This is a genomic window from Capnocytophaga sputigena (genome assembly GCF_900446695.1).
In the GTDB taxonomy this organism is placed as follows: Bacteria; Bacteroidota; Bacteroidia; order Flavobacteriales; family Flavobacteriaceae; genus Capnocytophaga; species Capnocytophaga sputigena.
On the sequence record NZ_UAVP01000008.1, the window covers coordinates 640321 to 660673 of the forward strand.

The window sequence follows — 20353 nt, forward strand, 5'->3', positions numbered from 1 at the left end:
TTTAGTTTGTATTTGTTTTACGCTGCAAAGTAACGCCGAAAAAACGCCAAAAAAATGAACTTGGGTTAAGAAATGCTTTTGGCAGTATAAGAATAAAACCATAACTTTGCGGAAAAATAATTCATCATACCAAAATGAAAGCAGAAGAAATAAAAGCCCTTTTTAAGAAATTTGAGGAAGCCGCTCGAGAAGTAGAAGGCATAGAATGCTGGAGTGCCAGAGAGTTACAAACCCTATTGGGATACTCTCAGTGGCGTAATTTTGAACTTATTATTCAAAAAGCAAAGGTTTCCTGCAGTAGTGTAGGTGAAAATATAGCCTATCATTTTGCTGACGTCAGCAAAACGATCTCTATACCTAAAGGTGCTGAAAAACAGATAAATGACCTCCTTTTAACACGCTAAAGAAATAAGTAATGAACATCATAGAACTTATAAACCTTATCAAGCCTCGCCCTGAATTATTTATTCACGAACACGATATATTCTGCTTAAATGCTTTCCTAAATGGTTGGTATTATCGCAATCCAAAAGAAGAGGTAAAAGCAAATATACTCTATAAAGACTTTTACTATTGGTTACGCAAGAAATATCATCTTAGGGATAGTAGAGGCTGGGCAAGTATACTTTTCTATAAGTTCAAAACCAAAGAAAAGGCTTTAGATGCCTTCTTTGAACTATTTGACACCTTCTACCAAGAACATATCTCCAGAGACTTTTTTGGCAAAGTGGAATGGCTTATCATCACATTAGAAGATGAAAACTATGATAATTTGGCTCATTTGCTGAAAGAGGATTTAAAGTACACTACCTTAGGAACAGAGCTTTGTATGAAATTACGGTTTCGCTTGACTACAATCCTACAGAAAAAAGACACATATCCAAGAGTTTATTTCTCTCTTGTGGAAGAATTATTGAAAGAACTCAATGAAAAAGTAACCTTTTAGAAAATTCTTTTTCTAATCCTGCTCAGGGCTTGGGGGGTGATGCCAATATAAGAAGCTATATATTTCAGCGGGATATTCTGGATGAGTTTAGGGTCTTTTTCCAATAGATTGCGGTAAATCTCTTCAGGGGATTGCAATAAGAACTGCGCCTCGCGTTGCATCTTTTCAATGAGCAGATGCTCCAAAATATCAGCTTTTATTTGTAAGTATTCTTGTTTTTCAATGAGGTGTTCCAAGTGTTCACGCCCTATTTTATAGGCGGTAACCTCTTTGAGTGCTTGAATAGAGAAGAGCGAAGGTTCACGCTTTACAAACGAGGCATACGACATAAAAAACTGCTCGGCAAAGAGGATATCTACGGTAGTTTCCTTGTCGGTTGTGGGGTTGTAATAAAAGAAGCGTACGATGCCCTCGCTAAGGTAATAGAGCGAGTGTTCCACCTCACCTGCACGGGTGATGAGGGCATCTTTATCGAAATGTACTTCAGTAAAATACTGACTGAGGAAATCGAGGTTTAGGGTCATTGTATATCTTCTGTTTTTTCTTCTTTTATAAACCACATTTGGCAGATATTGCCTGTAGCAAAAGTAGTGGGTCGTGCAAAATGTAAGTTGTGTAGATCTGTTTTAATGCCTTTTATCCAACCGCAGTCTACTTGGCATATAATTCTCTGCAAAAAAGTATGCTCAAGGGCTTTTAGTACTTCGTGAAACAAGCATTTTTTAATTTGCAGAACATAACCGTAATCATTGTCTATAAGGCGTTCAAAGCCAAAACTCTTGCCAAAATAATACGCTTCTCGTGCTTTTGATATCTCCACAATCGCCTTAAAAGGGCGCTCCGAAGCTGTTAAGAAAGCCTCAGTGTTCTGCTCCATAAAGGGGGCTATCGGCTCATTGATAGCAAAGCACACATATTTGAAAGCCTCTTTCTCTTCCTTGCCTATCTTCAGAAAAGCTTCATACAAAGCTACTACCAAAACCGCAAATTGCACATTCCCTTCGTCCAACTCATTCTCGATAAGATGAGATACTTTTTGTAATGAGTGCTTAAAATAATCTTCAAAAGCGTTTGAAAACTCTTCAAACAACGCTTCATCTATCCATTGTTGGGATTTTATATAAGCAAAAGCCTCTTTCTTTATCCACTGATAGCTGTCCAGCGGACTGAAACTGTATTGTTCTTCTTGGTTCATTTTACATTTGTTTTATAAATGCAAAATTACGCACTGCAATACACAAAAAAGTTGCTATTTGGCAACTTCCTCTCTTTACTTATAAGATTTTAGTCTGCTGATAGAGTATTTAGTCATCCCGAGCATTGTAGCAAGGTCTTTTTGTTTCACTTTTTGTATAAAGGCAGGAAAGCGGAATAAGGCTTCATATCGCTCTTTAGCCGATTGCCTTTGGAAGAGTTCAATAGTTTCCATCAGCCGTAGTATTGTTTGTTGCTCATTTTGTATGAAGAACTGTTGCCACTGATAATTGTTCTGGAGTAGTTTGTCCATTTGTTGCTTATGTATTTTCAGCACTTCAGTCTCTTCAATAGCTGTAATAGCATAACGAGAAGGCAAAGAATTTGTATAACTAAATTGCTCTGTAAAGAAGTAATCTTCAAAAGCTATCCAACTGGTGTATTCCTCGCCATTATCATCATAGAAGAATATCCTAAGAGCCCCTTTGTTTACAAAGTAATAATGCTCACACACTTGTCCGAAGTCCAACAACAAGGTATCTTTAGTGAGAACTTCTTTTTGGAAAGCCTCGCCAAGGAGTTTTTCCTCTATTTTTAGTTTAGGAATCGTTTTTTGTATGTATGCAATAAGTTTTTCCAATTCTTCTGTAATTCAGCAATAGTGTGTGAGGCAAAGGTAGTATTATTTTTTCTAAATACCAACAAACATAATAAAAAAAGAACTGCCTTAATACGGCAGTCCTCTTTATATTTTTAAATAATTGTGTGTGCGACTGGCACCTCGCACTAAAATTTGTAGCTTAATCCTAATCCTAACAATTCACGGATTTGGAAAGCGCGTGCAGCATCGTCGTCGTAGATGGCTTGGAAAGTAAAGTTAGCTGATAAAAATTTGTTTACTTTCATCACTACGTTAGCAGTGTAATCCAAATCTACGTTTTGTGGTTTATCTAAGTAGTTGCTGTACAAGCTGAGGATGTTCTCGATAGATACGTTTTCCCATACATCAACTTTAGCATAGCCATTCAAGTAGAAACCGAGTTCGTAACGGATGTTTTTGCCGTCTTCCACACCGTAGAAGTTATGAGTATAGTGAGCTCCTGTAGGTGAAGTAAATTCCTTGCGAGCCGTAGTGATTTTAGAAGTTGCAGGCGCAATGTTTACTTTTAGGTTGTCGCTCTTTTTCCACAACATACCAGGACCAAATTGCAAGTAACCAGGAGAGAGCAATTTGTTGATAAGGGTGCGGTTTTGGCTATCTACATACTTGTAACCATCGGTCATTTGAGTTTTGAAGTTCAAGAAGAATGAGTAGTACCATTGAGGGTTGTTCAATTGGTAACCGAGTACAGAGTTTACTTCAAAACGGTCGGTGGTTTTTTTAGTATATTCATCGCCATCTACTTTGGTGAGACCATAGTCGATGAAGATATTGTTATCCCAAGCCCATTTGTCTTTTTTGTAGTTGAAAGCATAGCTAACAGCGAGGTTAGCAGCAACGTTGTTAGAACCACCACCAGTCCAATCGTGGTTGAAAGCAGCTTGTGAGAACAACAATGAAGCGCTACCGGCTTTTGTCCAGCGAGGCGCAGGAGCTTCTTCGGCGGGAGTTTCTACCGCAGTAGGGTCTTGAGCAACACCGCCATTAGTTTCGTCTTCCTGAGCGAAAGTAGCTACTGAAGACAATAATAGAGCTGAAAATAAAAGTTTTTTCATAAGTGATTTATTAATTTAGTTTACAAAAATCCTAATTCGAGTTTCGCCACCTCGCTCATCATATCCTGATTCCAAGGGGGATCGAAAGTAATTTCTACAAGTGTTTCGTGTACTTCGTCTATACTTTGCACCTTTTCTTTCACTTCCATAGGGAGAGATTCGGCAACGGGGCAATTAGGAGATGTGAGGGTCATTAGGATTTTCACATCGCGGTCTTCGTTCACGAAAACGTCGTAGATAAGTCCGAGTTCGTAGATATCTACGGGGATTTCGGGGTCGTATATAGTTTTGAGCACCTCAACGATTTTTTCGCCGAGGACTTCGGTGTTTATGATTTCGTCCATCTTTTTTAGTTAAGAGATAAGAGGTAAGACCTCTAATTCCTGTTTTCTAATTTCTATTTTCTAATTCCTGCCGAGCATACTGTTTCATTTGCTGAATCATACTCACTAAGCCGTTGGCGCGGGTGGGTGAAAGGTGATCTTTAAGACCGATTTTATCAATAAAACTCACATCGGCGTTGAGGATATTCTCGGGGGTTTGATGAGAGAATACTCTTATTAAGAGAGCGACAATACCTTTGGTGATAATCGCATCGCTATCAGCGGTGAATACGAGTTCGTTACCTTGTTTTTCAGCGTGTAACCACACCTGACTTTGGCATCCTTTGATAAGGTGATTTTCAGTTTTATATTGTTCGTCTATTAGAGGCAACGACTTGCCGAGTTCTATGAGATATTCGTAACGTTGCGTCCAATCTTCAAAGAATGAAAACTCTTCAATGAGCTCATTTTGAATATGTTCGATAGTCATTTGCAATAAATTAGGGGGCAAAGATAAAAAACAATTAATAATTAGCAATTGAGAATTGACAATTTTAACAATTTTAACAGTTGTGTATTAAGGGTTTTAAAGCATTTCGATTTGTACACTGGGGTTGTAGTGTTTGATAATCGATGCGAAATGGAGGTATAGTTCTTTTGTCATTTTGGCAACATTGGTAGTGTTAGGCGTTTTGATAAAAGTCATTCCTCGATTTTGTCTGTTATAATACCTCCAATTGAGTTGTTTGATAGTTGTAGGGTTGATTTCTTTGATATTAAAAAGGGGAAACAAGTAGAGTTTATCTCTACAAAACACAAATGGAGGGTTGTATTTCATCAAAGGAAACAAATATTTTTGGGTGTTGAGCAACTGCTGAAAATCAGTATCCGACATTTGCGCAATGAGTTCTTGTTGGTTTTGAATTTTCTTTTTCAAAACGCGATAGCTAAAGTAGAACGCTAAAATTTCAGCGACTGAGATTGCTAACAAAAGATTGTAGATCTGAGATTTATCTGGAATGATATAGAAGAATATCCCTGCAAAAAATGCTATTGTAACAATGGGTGTGCAGGCAAAGAATACAGCTGCTTGTTTGATATATTTGTTTTGGTTTTCGACATATTGCTGCCGTTCGGAAGAGAGGAGAGTGTTGTTCATTTTAGTTTTGTGTATTGTTCAACGATTTGCAAAAAGTAAGGAAATGTTGTGTGGGATAGGGTAAACATCGTTCTCTTAGGAGATTTGAGGCGTATAAAAATACTATTCTTATTATTTTCCCAATTAATTTCGGTTATTTGAGTAGGGTCAATTTTTCTAATTGCATAGAAGAGAAAAATATACAACTTCTTGTTACACAATACAAATGGAGGACTATACTTACTGATAGAAGGCAAACTATCTTTTACTTTGAGTAGTGTTTCAAAATCGGTATCACTCATTTGTTCTACCAGCATACGCAGGGCTTTTTCGTTGCGCTTTATTACATAGATAGCAAGGTAATGCAGCAATAAAATAGGCACAAAGAAAATTAGTAGGAACATCTTCATATCATTAGAGATTGGTATAGATAGTCTACCTATTTTCTCATATTCTTCTTTGAGCATCATTACCATAAAAATACATAGAGGGAGATAGAAAATTACTAAGAGTATGATATTTACATACTTGCTGTATTTGTGTACTCCCTGCATATAGGTCTCTCGTTTTTGGGAGAGGCGCTGAGTAGGGCGGAAGAGTGTTAATCGTTTTTCAAAGGCATTTTTGCGCACTATTGTAAAGTATAAAAAGATAACAGCAAAAAGAAATAAGGGCAAAGAGCAAATAACGTAAAACTTGTCCATAGTTACTATATTTAATAGGAGAATTTCTTGTTAGTTAATAATTGAATTTGAGTTCTGTATACTGTCCTACAATTTGTAAAAAGAGAGGTAATGCACTTTTAGATATATTAAAAACGGTAATTTTAGCTTTAGGGTCTTTAATGCGTACTAAAAACCCATATTTAGTACTATGCCATTTTACTGAGATGATTTGGGTAGGGTCAATTTCTTTAATCGTATGAAAAAGAAAAATATATAAGTGATTGTTACACAACACAAATGGCGGGTCATATTTGTAGGGAAAAGAGAAATTGTCTCTTATTTTGAGCAGCAGTTCAAAATCGCTATCACTCATTTGTTCTAAGAGTGCTTGCTGGTTTTTTATATTTCTTTTTAAAATACGATATAGTAAATAAATAGCCAAACACTCTATTGCTATTAGAAAAATTAGAAGAAGAAAAATGATAGGAATACCAACATCAGCTAATAGAAAAGCGCATACAACCATTAACGGAAAGCTAACAAACAAGCCTATAACTACGCTCGCTTTTTTGATATATCGCTCTGCCCCCTTTATATATTCCTGCCGTTCGGGGGAAAGAAGTCGAGGGGTATGATAGACTAAGCGTTTTTCGAAATTACTTTTGTACTGCACAATAAAATATACCGAAACAATTACAAGCACGAATATGAGAATGATTATGGTATTCATTGTATACATACTTTTAATTTTTGATTCACTGTGAAGTTATATTTTTCAAACTTTCAATATGAGGGTTGCGACAAAAAAAGAGGCTTCACCTCAGTGGAGAAGCCTCTTTGTATTATTACATTACAATATTGATAATCCTATTAGGCACAACAATTACCTTTTTAGGAGTATTGCCTTGTAGCTGTTCTGCGGTTTGAGGATCGGCAAGGATGGCTTGCTCTATCTCGGCAGGAGTCATACTGGTAGCATAGGCGCGTTTGAAGCGCACTTTTCCGTTGAACGATACGGGATACTCCTTGCTGTCCTCTTGCAAATACTTGTCCTCGTGTACGGGATAAGGTGCATAAGTTACACTTTCGGTATTTCCAAGCCTTTTCCAGAGCTCTTCGGCGATATGTGGAGCGAAAGGTGCTACCAACACCGCAAGAGGCGCTAAAACGTCTCTATGGTGGCATTTTAGCGATGATAACTCATTCACGCATATCATAAACTGACTCACCGAGGTATTGAAGGAGAAATTCTCGATATCTTCATTTACCTTTTTAATCGTTTTATGCAGTGCTTTGAGCATTTCGGGCGTAGGAGCTTCATCGGTTACTTGCCAGCCATTGTCATTGAAATACAAACGCCATAGCTTGCGCAAGAAGTTATACACCCCCGAAATACCTGCTGTGTTCCAAGGTTTGGCTTGTTCCAAAGGTCCTAAGAACATTTCGTAGAGGCGCAAAGTATCAGCTCCATATTGCTCGCAAATATCATCAGGGTTTACCACATTGTATTTGGATTTCGACATTTTTTCTACTTCGCGACCTGTAATATACTTACCATCTTCTTCTAAAATAAACTCAGCATTAGCAAATTCTTTACGCCACGCTTTGAATTTATCAATATCTAATTCATCAGAAGTATCTTTGAGCAGAGAAACATCTACGTGAATAGGTTGCACCGATTGCCCTTTTATTTGATTTTTAGATACAAAAGTATTCGTGCCTTCTAAGCGATACGCAAAAGCACTCATTCCCAATATCATCCCCTGATTAATCAGCTTTTTGAATGGTTCTTCAGTAGGAGCAAAACCGCGGTCTTTGAGGAATTTGTTCCAGAAGCGTGAGTATAACAAGTGCCCTGTGGCGTGTTCGCTACCCCCTACGTAAAGGTCTACGTTTTGCCAGTAGTCTACTACGGATTTGGTAGGGAAAGTTCCACGTGCGTCTTTTTCCATCATATATTCCAACCAATACCACGAAGAGCCTGCCCAACCTGGCATCGTATTCAATTCTAACGGGAATATGGTTTGGTTATCAATCAACTCGTTACTCACTACCTTGTGGTTTGCTGTATCCCAAGCCCAAGCAGTGGCGTTGCCCAACGGTGGGTTACCCTCTTCGGTAGGGAGGTATTTCTCTACTTCGGGTAGGAGAATAGGGAGGTGCTCCTCGCCTATCATCTGTGGCAAGCCGTTTTTATAATATACTGGGAAAGGTTCGCCCCAATAACGCTGACGTGAGAAGACAGCATCGCGAAGACGGTAATTCACTTTAGCTTTGCCGGCTCCTTTGGCTTCTAAGGCTGCTAACACCTTGGTAACTGCTTCGCCAAAGTTAGTGCAACCATTGAGAATATCAGAGTTTTGGTAAGTCATTCCCTCTTTATCAGTAAAGGCGTTTTCCGAAATATCTTTATCAAAAATGTTAATCACTTCTGGCATTCCTTTGGCGCCCTTGAAGTGTTTGGCAAAGGCATAATCGCGGTCGTCACCAGCAGGCACTGCCATAACAGCCCCCGTACCATAGCTTGCCAATACATAATCACCTATCCAAATAGGGATTTGCTTGCCGGTAAGTGGGTGGAGGGCATACGCGCCTGTGAAAGCGCCTGATACAGTTTTGGTATCCGCCATACGGTCGCGCTCTGAACGTTTGGCAGTAGCTGCTATATAAGCCTCTACCTCAGTACGTTGCTCCTCAGTAGTGATTTGCAATACTAAGGGGTGTTCGGGGGCAAGGGTAAGATAAGTAACGCCAAAGAGGGTGTCGGGGCGAGTGGTAAAGACCTCAACTTTGTGCTCGCCGGAGGCGAGCAGAAAGTCGATAGAGGCTCCTACTGATTTTCCTATCCAGTTGCGTTGGCTTTCTTTGATGCTCTCACTCCAATCGATGGTGTCTAAGCCTTGCAAAAGTCTTTCGGCATAGGCGGTAATGCGCATACTCCACTGGGTCATCTTCTTGCGGATCACAGGGTGACCCCCACGCTCGGATACGCCATTGACGATTTCATCGTTGGCGAGTACAGTACCTAAGGCAGGACACCAGTTCACTTCGGTTTCTGCCAAGTAGGTAAGTCGGTATTTGAGGAGGATTTGTTGTTGTTTTTCTGATGAAAAAGTGCGCCACTCTTCCGCAGTGAAGGTGGGGGTATCGTCATCGCAGGCAGCATTGACCTTGCTATTGCCTTCTGTTTCAAAGAGAGCTATAAGCGTTTCGATAGGCTCTGCCTTGTCGGTGTCGTTGTTATACCACGAGTTAAACAACTGTATGAATATCCACTGGGTATGGCGATAGTAGTCGGGGTCGGAAGTTTTTACTTCGCGACTCCAATCGAATGAGAAGCCTATTTTATCGAGCTGCTCGCGGTAACGAGCGATGTTCTGCGCGGTAGTAACCGCAGGGTGTTGCCCTGTTTGTATAGCGTATTGTTCGGCTGGCAGACCGAAGCTATCATAACCCTGAGGGTGCAACACATTGAACCCTTTGTGACGCTTATAGCGCGCCACGATGTCGCTGGCGATATACCCCAGTGGATGCCCTACATGTAAGCCCGCCCCTGAAGGGTAAGGAAACATATCGAGCACGTAGTACTTAGGTTTGGTACTGTCGTTTTGGGCTTTGAAAGTTTGATGTTTAGCCCAATATTCTTGCCAAAAGGCTTCTATTTCTTTGTGATTATATACCATAGGTGTTAGGTTTCAGGTGTTAGGGTGCAAAGGTAGTAATAATTTGCTAATTATTTAAGCTAATTCTAAAGATACAATCTCTGCTTTTTCTCCATTTTCAGTTTCACAGATGATAGAGATATAGTCAAAGCCATTTCTTTTCACTTCTTCCCAAGAAATAGTTTCTCCATTAATAAGGGTTACTCTATCTTCTTTGTCTACTTCATAATCTTCTTTTTCTTCTTCGTAATCAATAGAATATCCAAAATCTATATGAATTTTGCAAGGAGCAATATCGTATTTACCAAAGTTCGTTTTTCAACTTCTGCTGGGTCAAATTCCTCACAAAACATAGCATTATAGCCGTATCGGTAGCCGTCAAAAAGCAATATTTCTTCGCCTGTTTCTATATCTTTAGCTACTATTTTACAAGGAATTCCAGTTTTATTATCTACAATACAAGGGAGTTTTTTCCTCTTTACTTCAAATAAATCTCCATAATAATACACTTCAAAGAGCGTATTTCCATTTTTAGATTGGATATCTACCGAGAGATAATCGCCTGATTTTACATTACAAGCGTTTTCACTTAGGTAGGTAGGAACTTTTTGCATATACAAAATTATTTAGAGTGTATGTTATATTTTTATTTAAAATTCCACTGTCTTTGGAAAGTTGCTTTTTCAAGAAATTCATCAAAGGTATCAGCTACTAATTCGGTATAAAGGTCATCATATATTACCCAAACACTATGATTTTCGGGGTGGAAGAAAAGTATACCACCATCGGAAAAACCAAAGGCAAAAGCTGTTTTTAGAACTTCAACTGAAGGAAGTTTGTCTATACTATTACCTTCTATTGATTTGTAGAAAAAGTCTTTTTGTGCAAGTAGTCGATAAGTAGGAATCAGCTTTTCACCATTATCATCAGTTTCACGGGTAAGAGAGAAGAATCCTTGTATTACATAAACTCTTTTAGGAAGAGTGGGTTTCTTACGGCGTGCATATTCGTAGAAAAAGTTGGATTTTTCAGGAATAGTAGCAAATAAATCTCGGTAGGACTGGGGGACATTTTGCTCTTGTATATTCATTTTATAATGTTTTTATTTGTATTCAAAATATGAAAGGTTTATTACCCCGTTTTCACTTAGGTAGGAACTTTTTGCATATACAAAATCATTTAAATAAAAGCATAATTCTTAATTTATCGATTTGCTAATTAACAAATTTGCTAATTGTGGGGCAAAGGTAGTGTATAATTGATAGATATGCAAATTTGGGGTGAGAGTAGTGGGAGTAATGAGAGTAGTGGGAGTAATGGGGGGCGATCTGCACGGGCAAATTTGCACGAGCTACAAGCTCTATTTATAGTAGGCACGAGCTACAAGCTCGCGCCTGCGGGGGGAAAACTATGGAAGTTGTATATCAAGGTCTGTTTTTAATTGTTGGGGTCACTTAACTCTAAGTTTCCACATTGCTTCTTCATCAAAAGTTTTAGGGTCGTAGTTTTCCTTAATCATCTCCTGAGACTTTTCACTGTAAGAATACACACTGTTTTTATCTTTGAAATAGCTCTTGTAACCATATTCATGAGTGTAGATAGCTCCTACAAAAGTAAGCGTATCAAAATCAGCTATATTATCTATGATGATATTGTCAATAATGAGTTTATCTCTTGTAGCATAACACATTTTTAGGTCTTTGACTTCTGATGTAAGGGGTATTTCTCTTACAATCTCAATGGGGAGCGTATGGTGTGTTTCTAAATAGTTTTTACTAAATAGGGAGGTAATTTTATATATTACCAATTGGTTGTCTACTACAGCTATTTCTGTGGAAACTGACTCATCTGCTAATGTCTTTTCATAGTGATAGTACTTTTGTTTAGAGGTGAAGGCTTCCCAAACGCGCTTTTCTATCTGCAGAGGATATAATTTTTTAGATAGACAAATATATTGTTGCTCTCCATCAGTATACAAATCATAGCTCTCATTTAAGTAATGAAAAGCATACTTTACCTTGTGTAATTTATTGAGATTTCGCACAGCACTCATATCAATAGGTTGATCATCATCTCGCAATGAAATATAATATCCTTCGCTTGTTTTTACCATTTCAAGAGCTTTTACATAAGTAGCATTCTTAATGGGTTGTACAAATGTATAGTTAGCATATGTATCACTCCACAAATTACCATCTTTAAAATCCAACAAATACTGTTCATAAAGTTTCCCCTCACTTCGGTATCTGATAAAAGTAGCCTCAGTAAATTTTCTGTTACAGCCTCTTGCTCTCAGATCTTTAGTGATTTCCATAAGATCAGTCCCATTGTAATCCATTACATAAAAAGCATTATCGTCATATAACAGATTTTTGTCATAACTATTGGTTTTTTGAAATTGTACAGTTTTAGCATTAAGTCCCTCTATCTTTTTTAAAGTATATGTTCGGTTATCATACTCATACACAAAGTTTTTATCTTTTAACAAAGTAGTATGTTCCAATTCAGCGATAACAGTAGGGTACTGGGGAAAATCAGGCATTGGAGTAAGCTCACCATCTTCTATAGCTACCCTCACCCACTTACCATTTACATAAAAGCAATTATTCCTGAAAGTTTGAGTAACACTATTAGTAGGAAACATTTTGACAGCTCTTACACACTGTTTCATATTTTTTGTATAATCTCTAAAATACTCCACAAAATAGTAATCATTGGCATTAGCAATGATTAATTTATTTTCATCCTCCTCACCTGTCATAACAATATGAGCCTCTTTACTATCAAAAGGCAATAAGTATTTTTCATAAAAAGTAATCGCAATTTTATTGCCATTGCTATAGCCTTTCTTTATTAAATACACTTTTTTACCTTCTGTTTTCAAACTGAAGTCTTCATAATAAACTAACACGTGTTCAGCATAGCTTTTAGAAAGAGAAGCTAATAACACTAATAAAAAAAAGATTCTTTTCATTTTTGGACAGGCATTTTGATAATAGACAATACTCCTTGTGTTATGCCGTACACAATGGGAAGATGAAAGCATCATTCTTAATTTGTTGATTTGCCAATTAGCAAATTTGCTGATTATAGGGCAAAGGTAGTGTATAATTAGGAAATGAGCAAATTTGGAATGAGCTACAAGCTCTATTTTAGATAAGAGATAGGAGGTAAGAGGTAATAAATTAATAATATATTGATAATCAATATTATAAGAAATTACCTTCCTTATCTATAGTCAGTTCTTTGCCATTTTTAATGAGCAAATAATAATAATCTTCCCATTCTTCGGTAGGTTCTGAATAAGGCTCGGCGTGTTCATATTCAAATGGAAGTTTTGTATTTCCTTTTTTGTCAATCATTCCCCATTTGCCCTTGTATTTCACCATTGCGTAACCACTTTCGTTAAAATGATCTGCGTCATCGTATACAAATGGCAGTACAAGCTCTCCTTTAGGATTTAAAAAACCGTAATACCCTCTATTTTTGGCAAATGCCAAACCTTGGTAAAACACATCAATTTCATCAAACCAAGGGGTAAGACTTTTGTTGTGGCTATCCAAAAGTTGATAACTATCATTCAGTTTTACTACAAATACGCCTTGTGAATACCAAATAAAATCATACTCAGCAGGGATGATTTCCTCACCTGAAGGCTTGATGATTCCTCTTAAATTGTTGATAGTAACATCGTAAAAAGGCATATCTTGAGGGGGATTGGTATCGATATAATCGTATTTCAAGGGGGTGATTTCCAATCCTTTAGGGTTTACAAGTCCGTATTTATCACCTTTGCGCACTTTCATATTCTCGGTGCGTGTGGGGAGTACTTCATCGTACTGTTTACGCCAATCGCTGTTACAAGCTGCACAACATAGCACTAAGGTTGTTATTAAGAATTTTTTCATTATATTGTTTATTTTGGTTATTCTATTAAAAAGATATTGATTATCAGTTTTATAGCCCCCATTCCCCCGAAGGGGGACAAGCCAGATAAAGAGACTTTTATGATAACTCTTAAAATGCTCTTACAAAAAAACTACAAAAACTATTGATAATCAGAGTAATTAACTTTGCCAAAGTGTGAAACTTTGGCAAAGTGTAGCGACACAAAAGCGATTTTGAGACTTTTTAGACAGCCTCAAGTTTATGATGCAAAAGTAAATTTGAGACTTTTTAAAAAGCCCTATATTTTCCTCTAAATCAAGTAAGTAACTATCGCCTCTCCACTACTGGATGCTGTAGCAAAGAAAGATTGAAGTATTTGAAAATGAGAATACAAATACATAATCATTCCCATAGTTTTAATATTTAGTTGTAATAAGTTATTTCCCTACGTACAATTTCAGGGTATTTATCTGGTATAGGTGTCTGAAAAGTTTGCTTCTTCTCTACCCAATTTTCCTGCCCATCATACACATAATCATAATGATAACTATTACTCACTTCACCATTTTCGTCGTAGAAAATAATCGTCGCTACCTCGCCTTGGTCGTTATAAGTATAGACTTCCTTTTTTCCATCTCGAAGTATGTAATCAATTTTGCTATACGTATACAAATAAGGTTTTTGGTAGTAAATCTCCTTCTCATCAATAACTTTTCCACCAATGGTATGGAATATTTTACAGTGAACAGGTGATAAATAATCTATTCTTAATTTCTCTGTCATCTTTTTATAAAAAGTAAGTTCTTCCCAAAAAGCCCCATTTTTAACGCGTATAAACATTATATCTGCCTTTATTTTATCAGAATAGACATACTTTTTACCACCCGATAAATAGTGTTGATAACGATCGTATTGATACACATACTTGATATCCGCTCCTATACTTTTCTCAGTGAGATCTCCTCTTTGGTTAAAAGAATAAAGCGTAGGGATAGGGCTTTGCATTTTCATAGTAGCTAATTTTTGAGGAGGATACGCATACTGAGTAGTTTCAGCAATGCTTTTCACCTTCCCTTTAAGGTGCATCTCAGCACACGAATATTCGTTTTGCGCCAACAGCCCAAAATGTATAGTAAATACTATAGCAAAGATAATACTTTTCATTAAAAGATAATATTTTTCATTAATAAATCACCCGTGCGGCTCGCACTAATTGGTAATTTCTCTCTCCACATACCCTACGATAGCCCCATTTACAAAGATAGTACGAGTAATCCAATTGCCTTTCTTGTCGAAAGTATGCTTAAACTGCTGGTTGTTTGTACCCGTTGGGATACCCTTTTTGTCGTACGTATAACGCAATACTTGTGGGGGAGTGTTACCCTCAGCAATACTGCGCTCTACTACCCTACCCTCACGGTCGTAACGCACTTCTATGCGTATTTCGGAAGAGGTATCGCCCTCAGTAACCATCTTGAGCAAAGTGCGCTGGTTGTGCTTATTGAACTCCTGCCACACCTTAGCTTTTTCTTTATCCGTTTGCAAAAGACCTTCAACAGGGTTGCCATTGTTATCCCACTTACTAAAAGTATACACCTGCGTAGGCGAAGCACTCCCCTGCATTAGCATACGATAAGAAAGCAATTTTCCTTGAGCATCGTACTCATATTTACCTGTAGAAATGAGTGAACCACCGTGAGCCGTTTTGGTAATCGTTACCTCCAAAGGATGCTGTGTAGCATCATACACATACTGGTAACGCAAACTATTACCACTATAATGCTGTTCAGAATCCGTAGCGTATCCCGCTTTGTCAAACACATAACGATTTTCGGTAGCAAGGCGTTTTTGTTTCAGGTCGCCACGATACACATCATACGTGCGTTCCACCATCGTTTTCACCTCCCCTTTCAGTTCCTTATCAGCACGAGTAATGGGAGGATTGACAATTTGTGCCATTCCCAATAAAGGAAACAAACACAGAAAAAGCATTTTTTTCATATTATTAGTTATTAATAGCCATCAAAAGTTGAGTTAAGTATTTTGTAAATATAGCCCCCGAACCCCCGAAAGGAGATAAGCCTCAAAAGCAATTCTCACTGTAACTTTTAATAAAACAATATATCATTTCTTAAAGTCTTGATTTATTTTATTAGTATCTAACCCCTGAAACCTATCGTCTATTACCTGAGCGTCCTGAAAGTTTAGCAAATTCTGCTTTTGCTTTATTGAGTTGGTTCATAAACTCTTTATTGGCGTGCAAGCGAGCAACTACGGCACTAGCAACAAGTCTGCCGGCATCTACATCACTTTGGAAGTGATAACCACAAATCACTCTACTCTGCCCTATTTCATAACCGCGTTTGAGGATTTCGTTCTGGCGCTCTACGTTGATTTCAGCTAATACCAAGGCAGTAGCCCAGCCAATAGCCGTATGTCCTGAAGGATAAGAACCGTTAGTAGAGAGTCCTTGTTGTTGTTCGGTATTGCAAGTATCTTCATTATAGAAGGTAAACGGACGCATACGCATATAGTGTTCTTTAGCACTGCGGGTAGCATAATCGCCGGCATCTTCACGAAAATGACTGATAAGTTTGTAAATTTCTGGAGTTCCTTCTTTAGAAATTGTCATCCCAAAAGCCTCCGAAAACGATTTGGCTACTCCATCGCCATAGAGGCGCGCATCACTCACAGCTTGGTCACCGCGGGGTGTAGGGCGTTGCATTTTGCCCCAGCGGTATTGAGCTTCATTATTCAGGAAGAGAATGCTATTCACAGCAGGGGGAGGAGGTAACAGTTCCAAACTACTCGCTACATCTTCTAAAGAAAGATAATGATGTGATTCTTTTTCCTGTGCTTGTACAAAAGTACCAAGGGTCATAAAAGCAAAGAAGCCTACCCAAATAGAATGTTTTTTCATACTAATATTGTTTTTATGGTTAAAATACGCCGACAAAAATAAGAATTAATAAATAAAAATACAAGCAATAAAAGAATAAATCTCAAATCATTTAGTTAGGGATAGCCCTGCACATACGCAGCTGTGAGCACTCGCTAGCTTTCCCAAAAAAAAAGGGGGAGAAGCTGCAAAAGAGAATATTTATATAATGTTCCACGTGGAACATTTTTCAATTAACAATTCATAATTGCGAATTGTTAATTATAAATTGATAATTGTTAATTAATTTACTACCTTTGCACCATCTTAACTCTTATCTCTTACCTAAATGAAACGTTTTATCGTAAATAAATTTTTCGTACCCAAAGGCTTTGCAGGGATTACCCTCTACCCTTTTGTATTTACAAATAATCCGCGACTATTAGAAGACCCTCAGTTCATCAATCACGAACGCATACACCTCGCTCAACAACGTGAACTCTTAGTGATTTTTTTCTATATATGGTATCTCATAGACTTTGGAATTAAATATCTAAAGTACAAAGATAAATATCGCGCCTATCGCAATATCATCTTTGAATGTGAAGCCTACAAAAACGATTTCAATCTCGACTATTTGAAAACACGAAAAATGTATGCCTTTCTTCGAGGTAAGAGATAAGAAATGTTCCACGTGGAACATTTTTTCAATTAATAATTAAACTGCCCGTGTGGCTCGTACCTAATGATAATTAAAGATTACAGTGTATCACAAGAAGAATTTACTCTTGTATATGATTCATTATTAGAACTTTACAGAACAAATCCCGTTCCCGATGAGCTGGGTAAATACTACGAAAGTGAGGCGTATATCTCGCATACCGATAGTCGTAAAACACTATTCGACAGACTCTATCAATGGGTAAAAAGTTATAACCTAAAGCACAAAATTGCACTCATCAAGCAATACAAAAAAGAAAATATACACCTCCTCGACATAGGGGCGGGTACAGGTGACTTTGTGTTGAGTAGCAAAAAATACGCTCATTGGGAGGCTATGGGCATTGAACCAAGCGAGAAAGCACGTGCCAAAGCAGAGGAAAAAGGCTTATTGCTACAAGCCGATTTTAGCGAACTCCTCCCCCACTCTTTTGATGTGATTACTATGTGGCACGTACTAGAACACGTACCCGATGTAACACAAGAAATACAGATTATCAGCAACTTACTAAAAGAAAATGGCATTGCTGTAATAGCCGTACCCAACTATCGCTCGTGGGATGCTCAGCATTATAAGGAACATTGGGCTGCTTATGATGTACCCCGACACTTATGGCATTTCTCCAAAAAGAGTATCGAGCAGCTTTTTGCTAAAGAAGGTTTTGAACTCCTCGCTATCCACCCTATGCTCTTTGATGCCTTCTACGTGAGTATGCTTTCCGAACAATACAAAACCGGTAAGAAATCATTTCTTAAAGGTTTCCTCAACGGACTCCGTTCTAACTACTACGGTTGGCGCAAAGGAGAATACTCATCGCAGATTTACGTGTTAGGTAAGAAGTAAGAGATAAGAGGTAAGAGTTGCCTATTTTTACTATTTTTGAAGCTAAAAATAGTAAAAACTTTAAATAAGACGTTTTTACGATACTTCTCCCCTATCAATAACTAAGTATATCACTTTTTAAAAATAACGCTTAAAAACGTCTGTAATAAAGTTGGTTTTTATAAAGTATTTTTATAGATTTTAAATTTAAAATAGAAAATAATTATTCTTAGGGAATAGGGGTCAGGAGACAGGTTTCAGGGGTCAGATGGTTTCACGTGGAACAATGAATGACGAATGACGAGTGACGAATGACGAAAAATAGTATTTTACTTTTTTGAGTAATAAAATTAAAAAATATTTCATTTACACACAAAACTTTCTTATTTTTGCGACCTGAATTGAATTAAACATTATAGAAAATGAAAAAACTCATCTTAACAGGCGTAGCGATCCTCGCTCTTACTGCCTGCACCGATAAGGTGGCTTTCGTGGATAACAGTAAACTCTTAAACGAGTACCAAGAGAAAAAGGACATCGAGGCTAAATTGAAAACTGAAGTTGATGCCTATAAGAAAAAACGCGATAGTATTTCTGTAGCGTTCCAAACTGAAGCACGTGCTTTCGACGCTCAGGCTAAAACCCTCCCTCAAAACGTAGCTCAGAAAAAATACAATGAGTTGATGCAAAAGAGTCAGATATTGCAACAACACTTGCAACAAGAAGAAGAAAGATTGCAATTAGAAAGCCAAACTCAAATGGATTCTCTACTTAGCAAAGTGAAGAAAAACATTAAAGAATATGGCAAACAAAAAGGCTATACCTTTATCCTTGGTGCTAACGACGGCGGTAGCGTACTCTATGGTGCTGATAACAAAGATATTACTAAAGAAGTTACTGAATATTTGAACAATCAATATAAATCAGGTAAGAAGTAATAGGTAACAGGTTTCAGGAGACAGGAATCAGGAATCAGAATTGTAATTATAGACTTTGTCAAGGTTTTTTAAGACTTTGACAAAGTTTTTTTATTGATAGCTAATTAGTTAATTGTAATACGTTAGGAAAGAACGCTTGGAATATCAAGAAAACTCCAAAGACTAACAGTATAATGCTAATCGCGCGTTTGATTTTGTAGATATGAAAAGCGGTAAGTCGGTTTTTGAGTTTCTTAGCAATGAGAATTTTAATGATATCTATGCCAAAGTAAGCCAAGATAATAGAAGTAAAAAATACAAATATCCTACTGGCATTCATATCGAGTTTAGGACCAAAAACGATAATAATCCCTAACCAAAAACCTAAAACCCCTATATTGATGAAATTCAGTAGAAAACCTTTGATAAAGAGGGCTATATAGTTCACTTTTTCAGCTACTTGTAAGTGCGCATTCTCCTTATTATCCATTGTTTTCTTAAAGTCTTTTTTCAGTTTGATGAATGAGATAAGTCCGTAGGCTACCATTATAAGTCCACCGGCAAAGAAGAGTTTAGGGTCGTCCTTAATTTCGCGCAACAGACTGCTGGTAGTGAAATAGACAATGAGAATGAAGACAGCATCGGCTAATACTACCCCCGAATTGAAAGCAATAGCTGCCCTAAATCCTTTGGTAATAGCTGTTTCCAGCAATACAAAGAAGACAGGACCTATGGTAAAAGCTAACAACAAGCCTAAAGGTAATGCAAGCAATACATCCGCAAACATCTATTTCTACCTAAAATTTGATTAATTGCACAAAAGTACTAAAAAACTACTGAAACACAAAAAATAAGGGAGAAGTTTTTAGTACCTCTCCCCTACTCTATTGGTTATTAAATAATTATTAACTATGATTTGATAATTTTACTTACTTGTTTTAGAGTTTCTTCATCTTTCAAATCAACCAATTCATCAAGATCTTTAGAAAGATAAAAAGCTCTTACATCAGGAACATAAACTAAATAATTATCGATACCCTCAGTATAATAATTAGAAAGCAATTGCTTAAAATTACTAACTCCATTACAAGTTTTCTCTAAATTCTCACCATCATTATTTGCATAAAATACGGTATAATTATCTTTTTGATTGCGAGAAACTTGTTGTTTTTCGTACTTACCAGCAACATCAAAACCTACACCCCAGCTTGATTCAGCAATGATACTTGACAAGAAAGTAACGGTATTATCTTCTTTGTTTAATTTGTACGAGACAAGTAATACTTTCTCATTTGGAACAAAGTCTACTGATTTCTCTGATACAGTTTCAAAGAACTCTTTATAAGTCATTGACTTATTTTGCAAATCTTGCAATGGTTCTTGATTTTTTTCTTTAGAGCAAGACACTAATACTACTGCAAAAAATAGTATAAACAACGAAAATTTCATTATTTCTTTCATACTAATTTAATTTTAAATTATT

General features: G+C 37.2%; 24 protein-coding genes. 5 read left to right on the forward strand and 19 right to left on the reverse strand.

Going from position 1 to position 20353, the window contains the following annotated elements; translation table 11 throughout:
* The first annotated feature begins 134 nt into the window (after positions 1–134).
* Positions 135–404, forward strand: coding sequence for a hypothetical protein (locus DR017_RS09430; protein ID WP_040361294.1), 270 nt, complete (start codon positions 135–137; stop codon positions 402–404).
* A gap of 11 nt (positions 405–415) precedes the next feature.
* Positions 416–946, forward strand: coding sequence for a hypothetical protein (locus tag DR017_RS09435; RefSeq protein ID WP_002679642.1), 531 nt, complete (start codon positions 416–418; stop codon positions 944–946).
* Here DR017_RS09435 and DR017_RS09440 read toward each other — a convergent pair.
* From DR017_RS09440 to DR017_RS09530, 17 genes are all read right to left on the reverse strand, one after another.
* Positions 943–1470: a Crp/Fnr family transcriptional regulator gene (locus DR017_RS09440; protein WP_002679804.1), complete on the reverse strand. Its 528-nt coding sequence runs from the start codon at positions 1468–1470 to the stop codon at positions 943–945. The two genes, DR017_RS09435 and DR017_RS09440, sit on opposite strands and share 4 nt — an antisense overlap.
* A complete protein-coding gene (locus tag DR017_RS09445; protein ID WP_002679795.1) occupies positions 1467–2141 on the reverse strand; it encodes an L-2-amino-thiazoline-4-carboxylic acid hydrolase in 675 nt (224 codons plus the stop codon). The genes DR017_RS09440 and DR017_RS09445 overlap by 4 nt, the downstream gene beginning before the upstream one ends.
* A gap of 75 nt (positions 2142–2216) precedes the next feature.
* Complete coding sequence (locus DR017_RS09450) at positions 2217–2780, reverse strand: Crp/Fnr family transcriptional regulator (protein WP_002679618.1); 564 nt, start codon at positions 2778–2780, stop codon at positions 2217–2219.
* 146 nt (positions 2781–2926) lie between these two features.
* The gene (locus DR017_RS09455) at positions 2927–3856 is read right to left on the reverse strand and encodes a DUF3078 domain-containing protein (RefSeq protein ID WP_002679584.1); all 930 of its coding nucleotides are present in this window, start codon (positions 3854–3856) and stop codon (positions 2927–2929) included.
* A 20-nt stretch (positions 3857–3876) separates the two neighbouring features.
* Entirely contained in the window at positions 3877–4200 is a 324-nt protein-coding gene (locus DR017_RS09460; protein WP_002679592.1) for an iron-sulfur cluster assembly protein, read from the reverse strand.
* Between the two features lie 46 nt (positions 4201–4246).
* The gene (locus DR017_RS09465; RefSeq protein WP_002679619.1) at positions 4247–4669 is read right to left on the reverse strand and encodes a SufE family protein; all 423 of its coding nucleotides are present in this window, start codon (positions 4667–4669) and stop codon (positions 4247–4249) included.
* A gap of 96 nt (positions 4670–4765) precedes the next feature.
* On the reverse strand, positions 4766–5338 hold the full coding sequence (locus tag DR017_RS09470) for a hypothetical protein (RefSeq protein WP_002679722.1): 573 nt from the start codon (positions 5336–5338) through the stop codon (positions 4766–4768).
* Positions 5335–6021, reverse strand: coding sequence for a hypothetical protein (locus DR017_RS09475; protein WP_002679549.1), 687 nt, complete (start codon positions 6019–6021; stop codon positions 5335–5337). Before DR017_RS09475 ends, DR017_RS09470 begins: the two co-directional genes overlap by 4 nt.
* A 34-nt stretch (positions 6022–6055) precedes the next feature.
* Entirely contained in the window at positions 6056–6712 is a 657-nt protein-coding gene (locus DR017_RS09480) for a hypothetical protein (RefSeq protein WP_100066538.1), read from the reverse strand.
* Positions 6713–6827: 115 nt separating this feature from the next.
* Positions 6828–9665, reverse strand: coding sequence for a leucine--tRNA ligase (leuS, locus tag DR017_RS09485; protein WP_002679611.1), 2838 nt, complete (start codon positions 9663–9665; stop codon positions 6828–6830).
* A 248-nt stretch (positions 9666–9913) separates the two neighbouring features.
* Positions 9914–10258 carry a hypothetical protein gene (locus DR017_RS14185; protein WP_198400974.1) on the reverse strand — a complete coding sequence of 115 codons (345 nt, stop codon included), beginning with the start codon at positions 10256–10258 and terminating at the stop codon, positions 9914–9916.
* A 32-nt stretch (positions 10259–10290) separates the two neighbouring features.
* Complete coding sequence (locus DR017_RS09495) at positions 10291–10734, reverse strand: hypothetical protein (RefSeq protein ID WP_002679617.1); 444 nt, start codon at positions 10732–10734, stop codon at positions 10291–10293.
* A 360-nt stretch (positions 10735–11094) separates the two neighbouring features.
* Positions 11095–12618, reverse strand: a complete 1524-nt coding sequence (locus tag DR017_RS09505; RefSeq protein WP_002679763.1) for a hypothetical protein — start codon at positions 12616–12618, stop codon at positions 11095–11097.
* A 235-nt stretch (positions 12619–12853) separates the two neighbouring features.
* Positions 12854–13552: a WG repeat-containing protein gene (locus DR017_RS09510; RefSeq protein ID WP_002679640.1), complete on the reverse strand. Its 699-nt coding sequence runs from the start codon at positions 13550–13552 to the stop codon at positions 12854–12856.
* A gap of 403 nt (positions 13553–13955) precedes the next feature.
* On the reverse strand, positions 13956–14696 hold the full coding sequence (locus DR017_RS09520) for a hypothetical protein (RefSeq protein ID WP_002679770.1): 741 nt from the start codon (positions 14694–14696) through the stop codon (positions 13956–13958).
* Between the two features lie 45 nt (positions 14697–14741).
* A complete protein-coding gene (locus DR017_RS09525) occupies positions 14742–15533 on the reverse strand; it encodes a hypothetical protein (protein WP_002679572.1) in 792 nt (263 codons plus the stop codon).
* Between the two features lie 172 nt (positions 15534–15705).
* Complete coding sequence (locus tag DR017_RS09530) at positions 15706–16452, reverse strand: acid phosphatase (RefSeq protein WP_002679747.1); 747 nt, start codon at positions 16450–16452, stop codon at positions 15706–15708.
* Between the two features lie 307 nt (positions 16453–16759).
* Here DR017_RS09530 and DR017_RS09535 point away from each other — a divergent pair, with 307 nt between their 5' ends.
* From DR017_RS09535 to DR017_RS09545, 3 genes are all read left to right on the forward strand, one after another.
* On the forward strand, positions 16760–17092 hold the full coding sequence (locus DR017_RS09535; RefSeq protein ID WP_002679725.1) for a hypothetical protein: 333 nt from the start codon (positions 16760–16762) through the stop codon (positions 17090–17092).
* A 63-nt stretch (positions 17093–17155) separates the two neighbouring features.
* Positions 17156–17974 (forward strand): class I SAM-dependent methyltransferase, encoded by an 819-nt coding sequence (locus DR017_RS09540; protein WP_002679595.1) that lies wholly within the window; start codon positions 17156–17158, stop codon positions 17972–17974.
* Between the two features lie 401 nt (positions 17975–18375).
* Complete coding sequence (locus tag DR017_RS09545; RefSeq protein ID WP_002679794.1) at positions 18376–18891, forward strand: OmpH/Skp family outer membrane protein; 516 nt, start codon at positions 18376–18378, stop codon at positions 18889–18891.
* A gap of 100 nt (positions 18892–18991) precedes the next feature.
* On the opposite strand, the gene DR017_RS09550 is transcribed toward DR017_RS09545, so the two are convergent.
* Positions 18992–19657, reverse strand: a complete 666-nt coding sequence (locus tag DR017_RS09550) for a LysE family translocator (protein ID WP_002679635.1) — start codon at positions 19655–19657, stop codon at positions 18992–18994.
* Positions 19658–19779: 122 nt separating this feature from the next.
* A complete protein-coding gene (locus DR017_RS09555; RefSeq protein ID WP_002679736.1) occupies positions 19780–20331 on the reverse strand; it encodes a hypothetical protein in 552 nt (183 codons plus the stop codon).
* Positions 20332–20353 lie beyond the last annotated feature (22 nt).

Excerpts from the sequence above, each read along its gene's own strand:
- DR017_RS09430 (WP_040361294.1), top strand. The coding sequence starts at position 135 with ATGAAAGCAGAAGAAATAAAAGCCCTTTTTAAGAAATTTGAGGAAGCC.
- DR017_RS09435 (WP_002679642.1), top strand. The coding sequence starts at position 416 with ATGAACATCATAGAACTTATAAACCTTATCAAGCCTCGCCCTGAATTA.
- DR017_RS09440 (WP_002679804.1), bottom strand. The coding sequence starts at position 1,470 with ATGACCCTAAACCTCGATTTCCTCAGTCAGTATTTTACTGAAGTACAT.
- DR017_RS09445 (WP_002679795.1), bottom strand. The coding sequence starts at position 2,141 with ATGAACCAAGAAGAACAATACAGTTTCAGTCCGCTGGACAGCTATCAG.
- DR017_RS09455 (WP_002679584.1), bottom strand. The coding sequence starts at position 3,856 with ATGAAAAAACTTTTATTTTCAGCTCTATTATTGTCTTCAGTAGCTACT.
- DR017_RS09460 (WP_002679592.1), bottom strand. The coding sequence starts at position 4,200 with ATGGACGAAATCATAAACACCGAAGTCCTCGGCGAAAAAATCGTTGAG.
- DR017_RS09465 (WP_002679619.1), bottom strand. The coding sequence starts at position 4,669 with ATGACTATCGAACATATTCAAAATGAGCTCATTGAAGAGTTTTCATTC.
- DR017_RS09470 (WP_002679722.1), bottom strand. The coding sequence starts at position 5,338 with ATGAACAACACTCTCCTCTCTTCCGAACGGCAGCAATATGTCGAAAAC.
- DR017_RS09475 (WP_002679549.1), bottom strand. The coding sequence starts at position 6,021 with ATGGACAAGTTTTACGTTATTTGCTCTTTGCCCTTATTTCTTTTTGCT.
- DR017_RS09480 (WP_100066538.1), bottom strand. The coding sequence starts at position 6,712 with ATGAATACCATAATCATTCTCATATTCGTGCTTGTAATTGTTTCGGTA.
- leuS (WP_002679611.1), bottom strand. The coding sequence starts at position 9,665 with ATGGTATATAATCACAAAGAAATAGAAGCCTTTTGGCAAGAATATTGG.
- DR017_RS14185 (WP_198400974.1), bottom strand. The coding sequence starts at position 10,258 with ATGCAAAAAGTTCCTACCTACCTAAGTGAAAACGCTTGTAATGTAAAA.
- DR017_RS09495 (WP_002679617.1), bottom strand. The coding sequence starts at position 10,734 with ATGAATATACAAGAGCAAAATGTCCCCCAGTCCTACCGAGATTTATTT.
- DR017_RS09505 (WP_002679763.1), bottom strand. The coding sequence starts at position 12,618 with ATGAAAAGAATCTTTTTTTTATTAGTGTTATTAGCTTCTCTTTCTAAA.
- DR017_RS09510 (WP_002679640.1), bottom strand. The coding sequence starts at position 13,552 with ATGAAAAAATTCTTAATAACAACCTTAGTGCTATGTTGTGCAGCTTGT.
- DR017_RS09520 (WP_002679770.1), bottom strand. The coding sequence starts at position 14,696 with ATGAAAAGTATTATCTTTGCTATAGTATTTACTATACATTTTGGGCTG.
- DR017_RS09525 (WP_002679572.1), bottom strand. The coding sequence starts at position 15,533 with ATGAAAAAAATGCTTTTTCTGTGTTTGTTTCCTTTATTGGGAATGGCA.
- DR017_RS09530 (WP_002679747.1), bottom strand. The coding sequence starts at position 16,452 with ATGAAAAAACATTCTATTTGGGTAGGCTTCTTTGCTTTTATGACCCTT.
- DR017_RS09535 (WP_002679725.1), top strand. The coding sequence starts at position 16,760 with ATGAAACGTTTTATCGTAAATAAATTTTTCGTACCCAAAGGCTTTGCA.
- DR017_RS09540 (WP_002679595.1), top strand. The coding sequence starts at position 17,156 with ATGATAATTAAAGATTACAGTGTATCACAAGAAGAATTTACTCTTGTA.
- DR017_RS09545 (WP_002679794.1), top strand. The coding sequence starts at position 18,376 with ATGAAAAAACTCATCTTAACAGGCGTAGCGATCCTCGCTCTTACTGCC.
- DR017_RS09550 (WP_002679635.1), bottom strand. The coding sequence starts at position 19,657 with ATGTTTGCGGATGTATTGCTTGCATTACCTTTAGGCTTGTTGTTAGCT.
- DR017_RS09555 (WP_002679736.1), bottom strand. The coding sequence starts at position 20,331 with ATGAAAGAAATAATGAAATTTTCGTTGTTTATACTATTTTTTGCAGTA.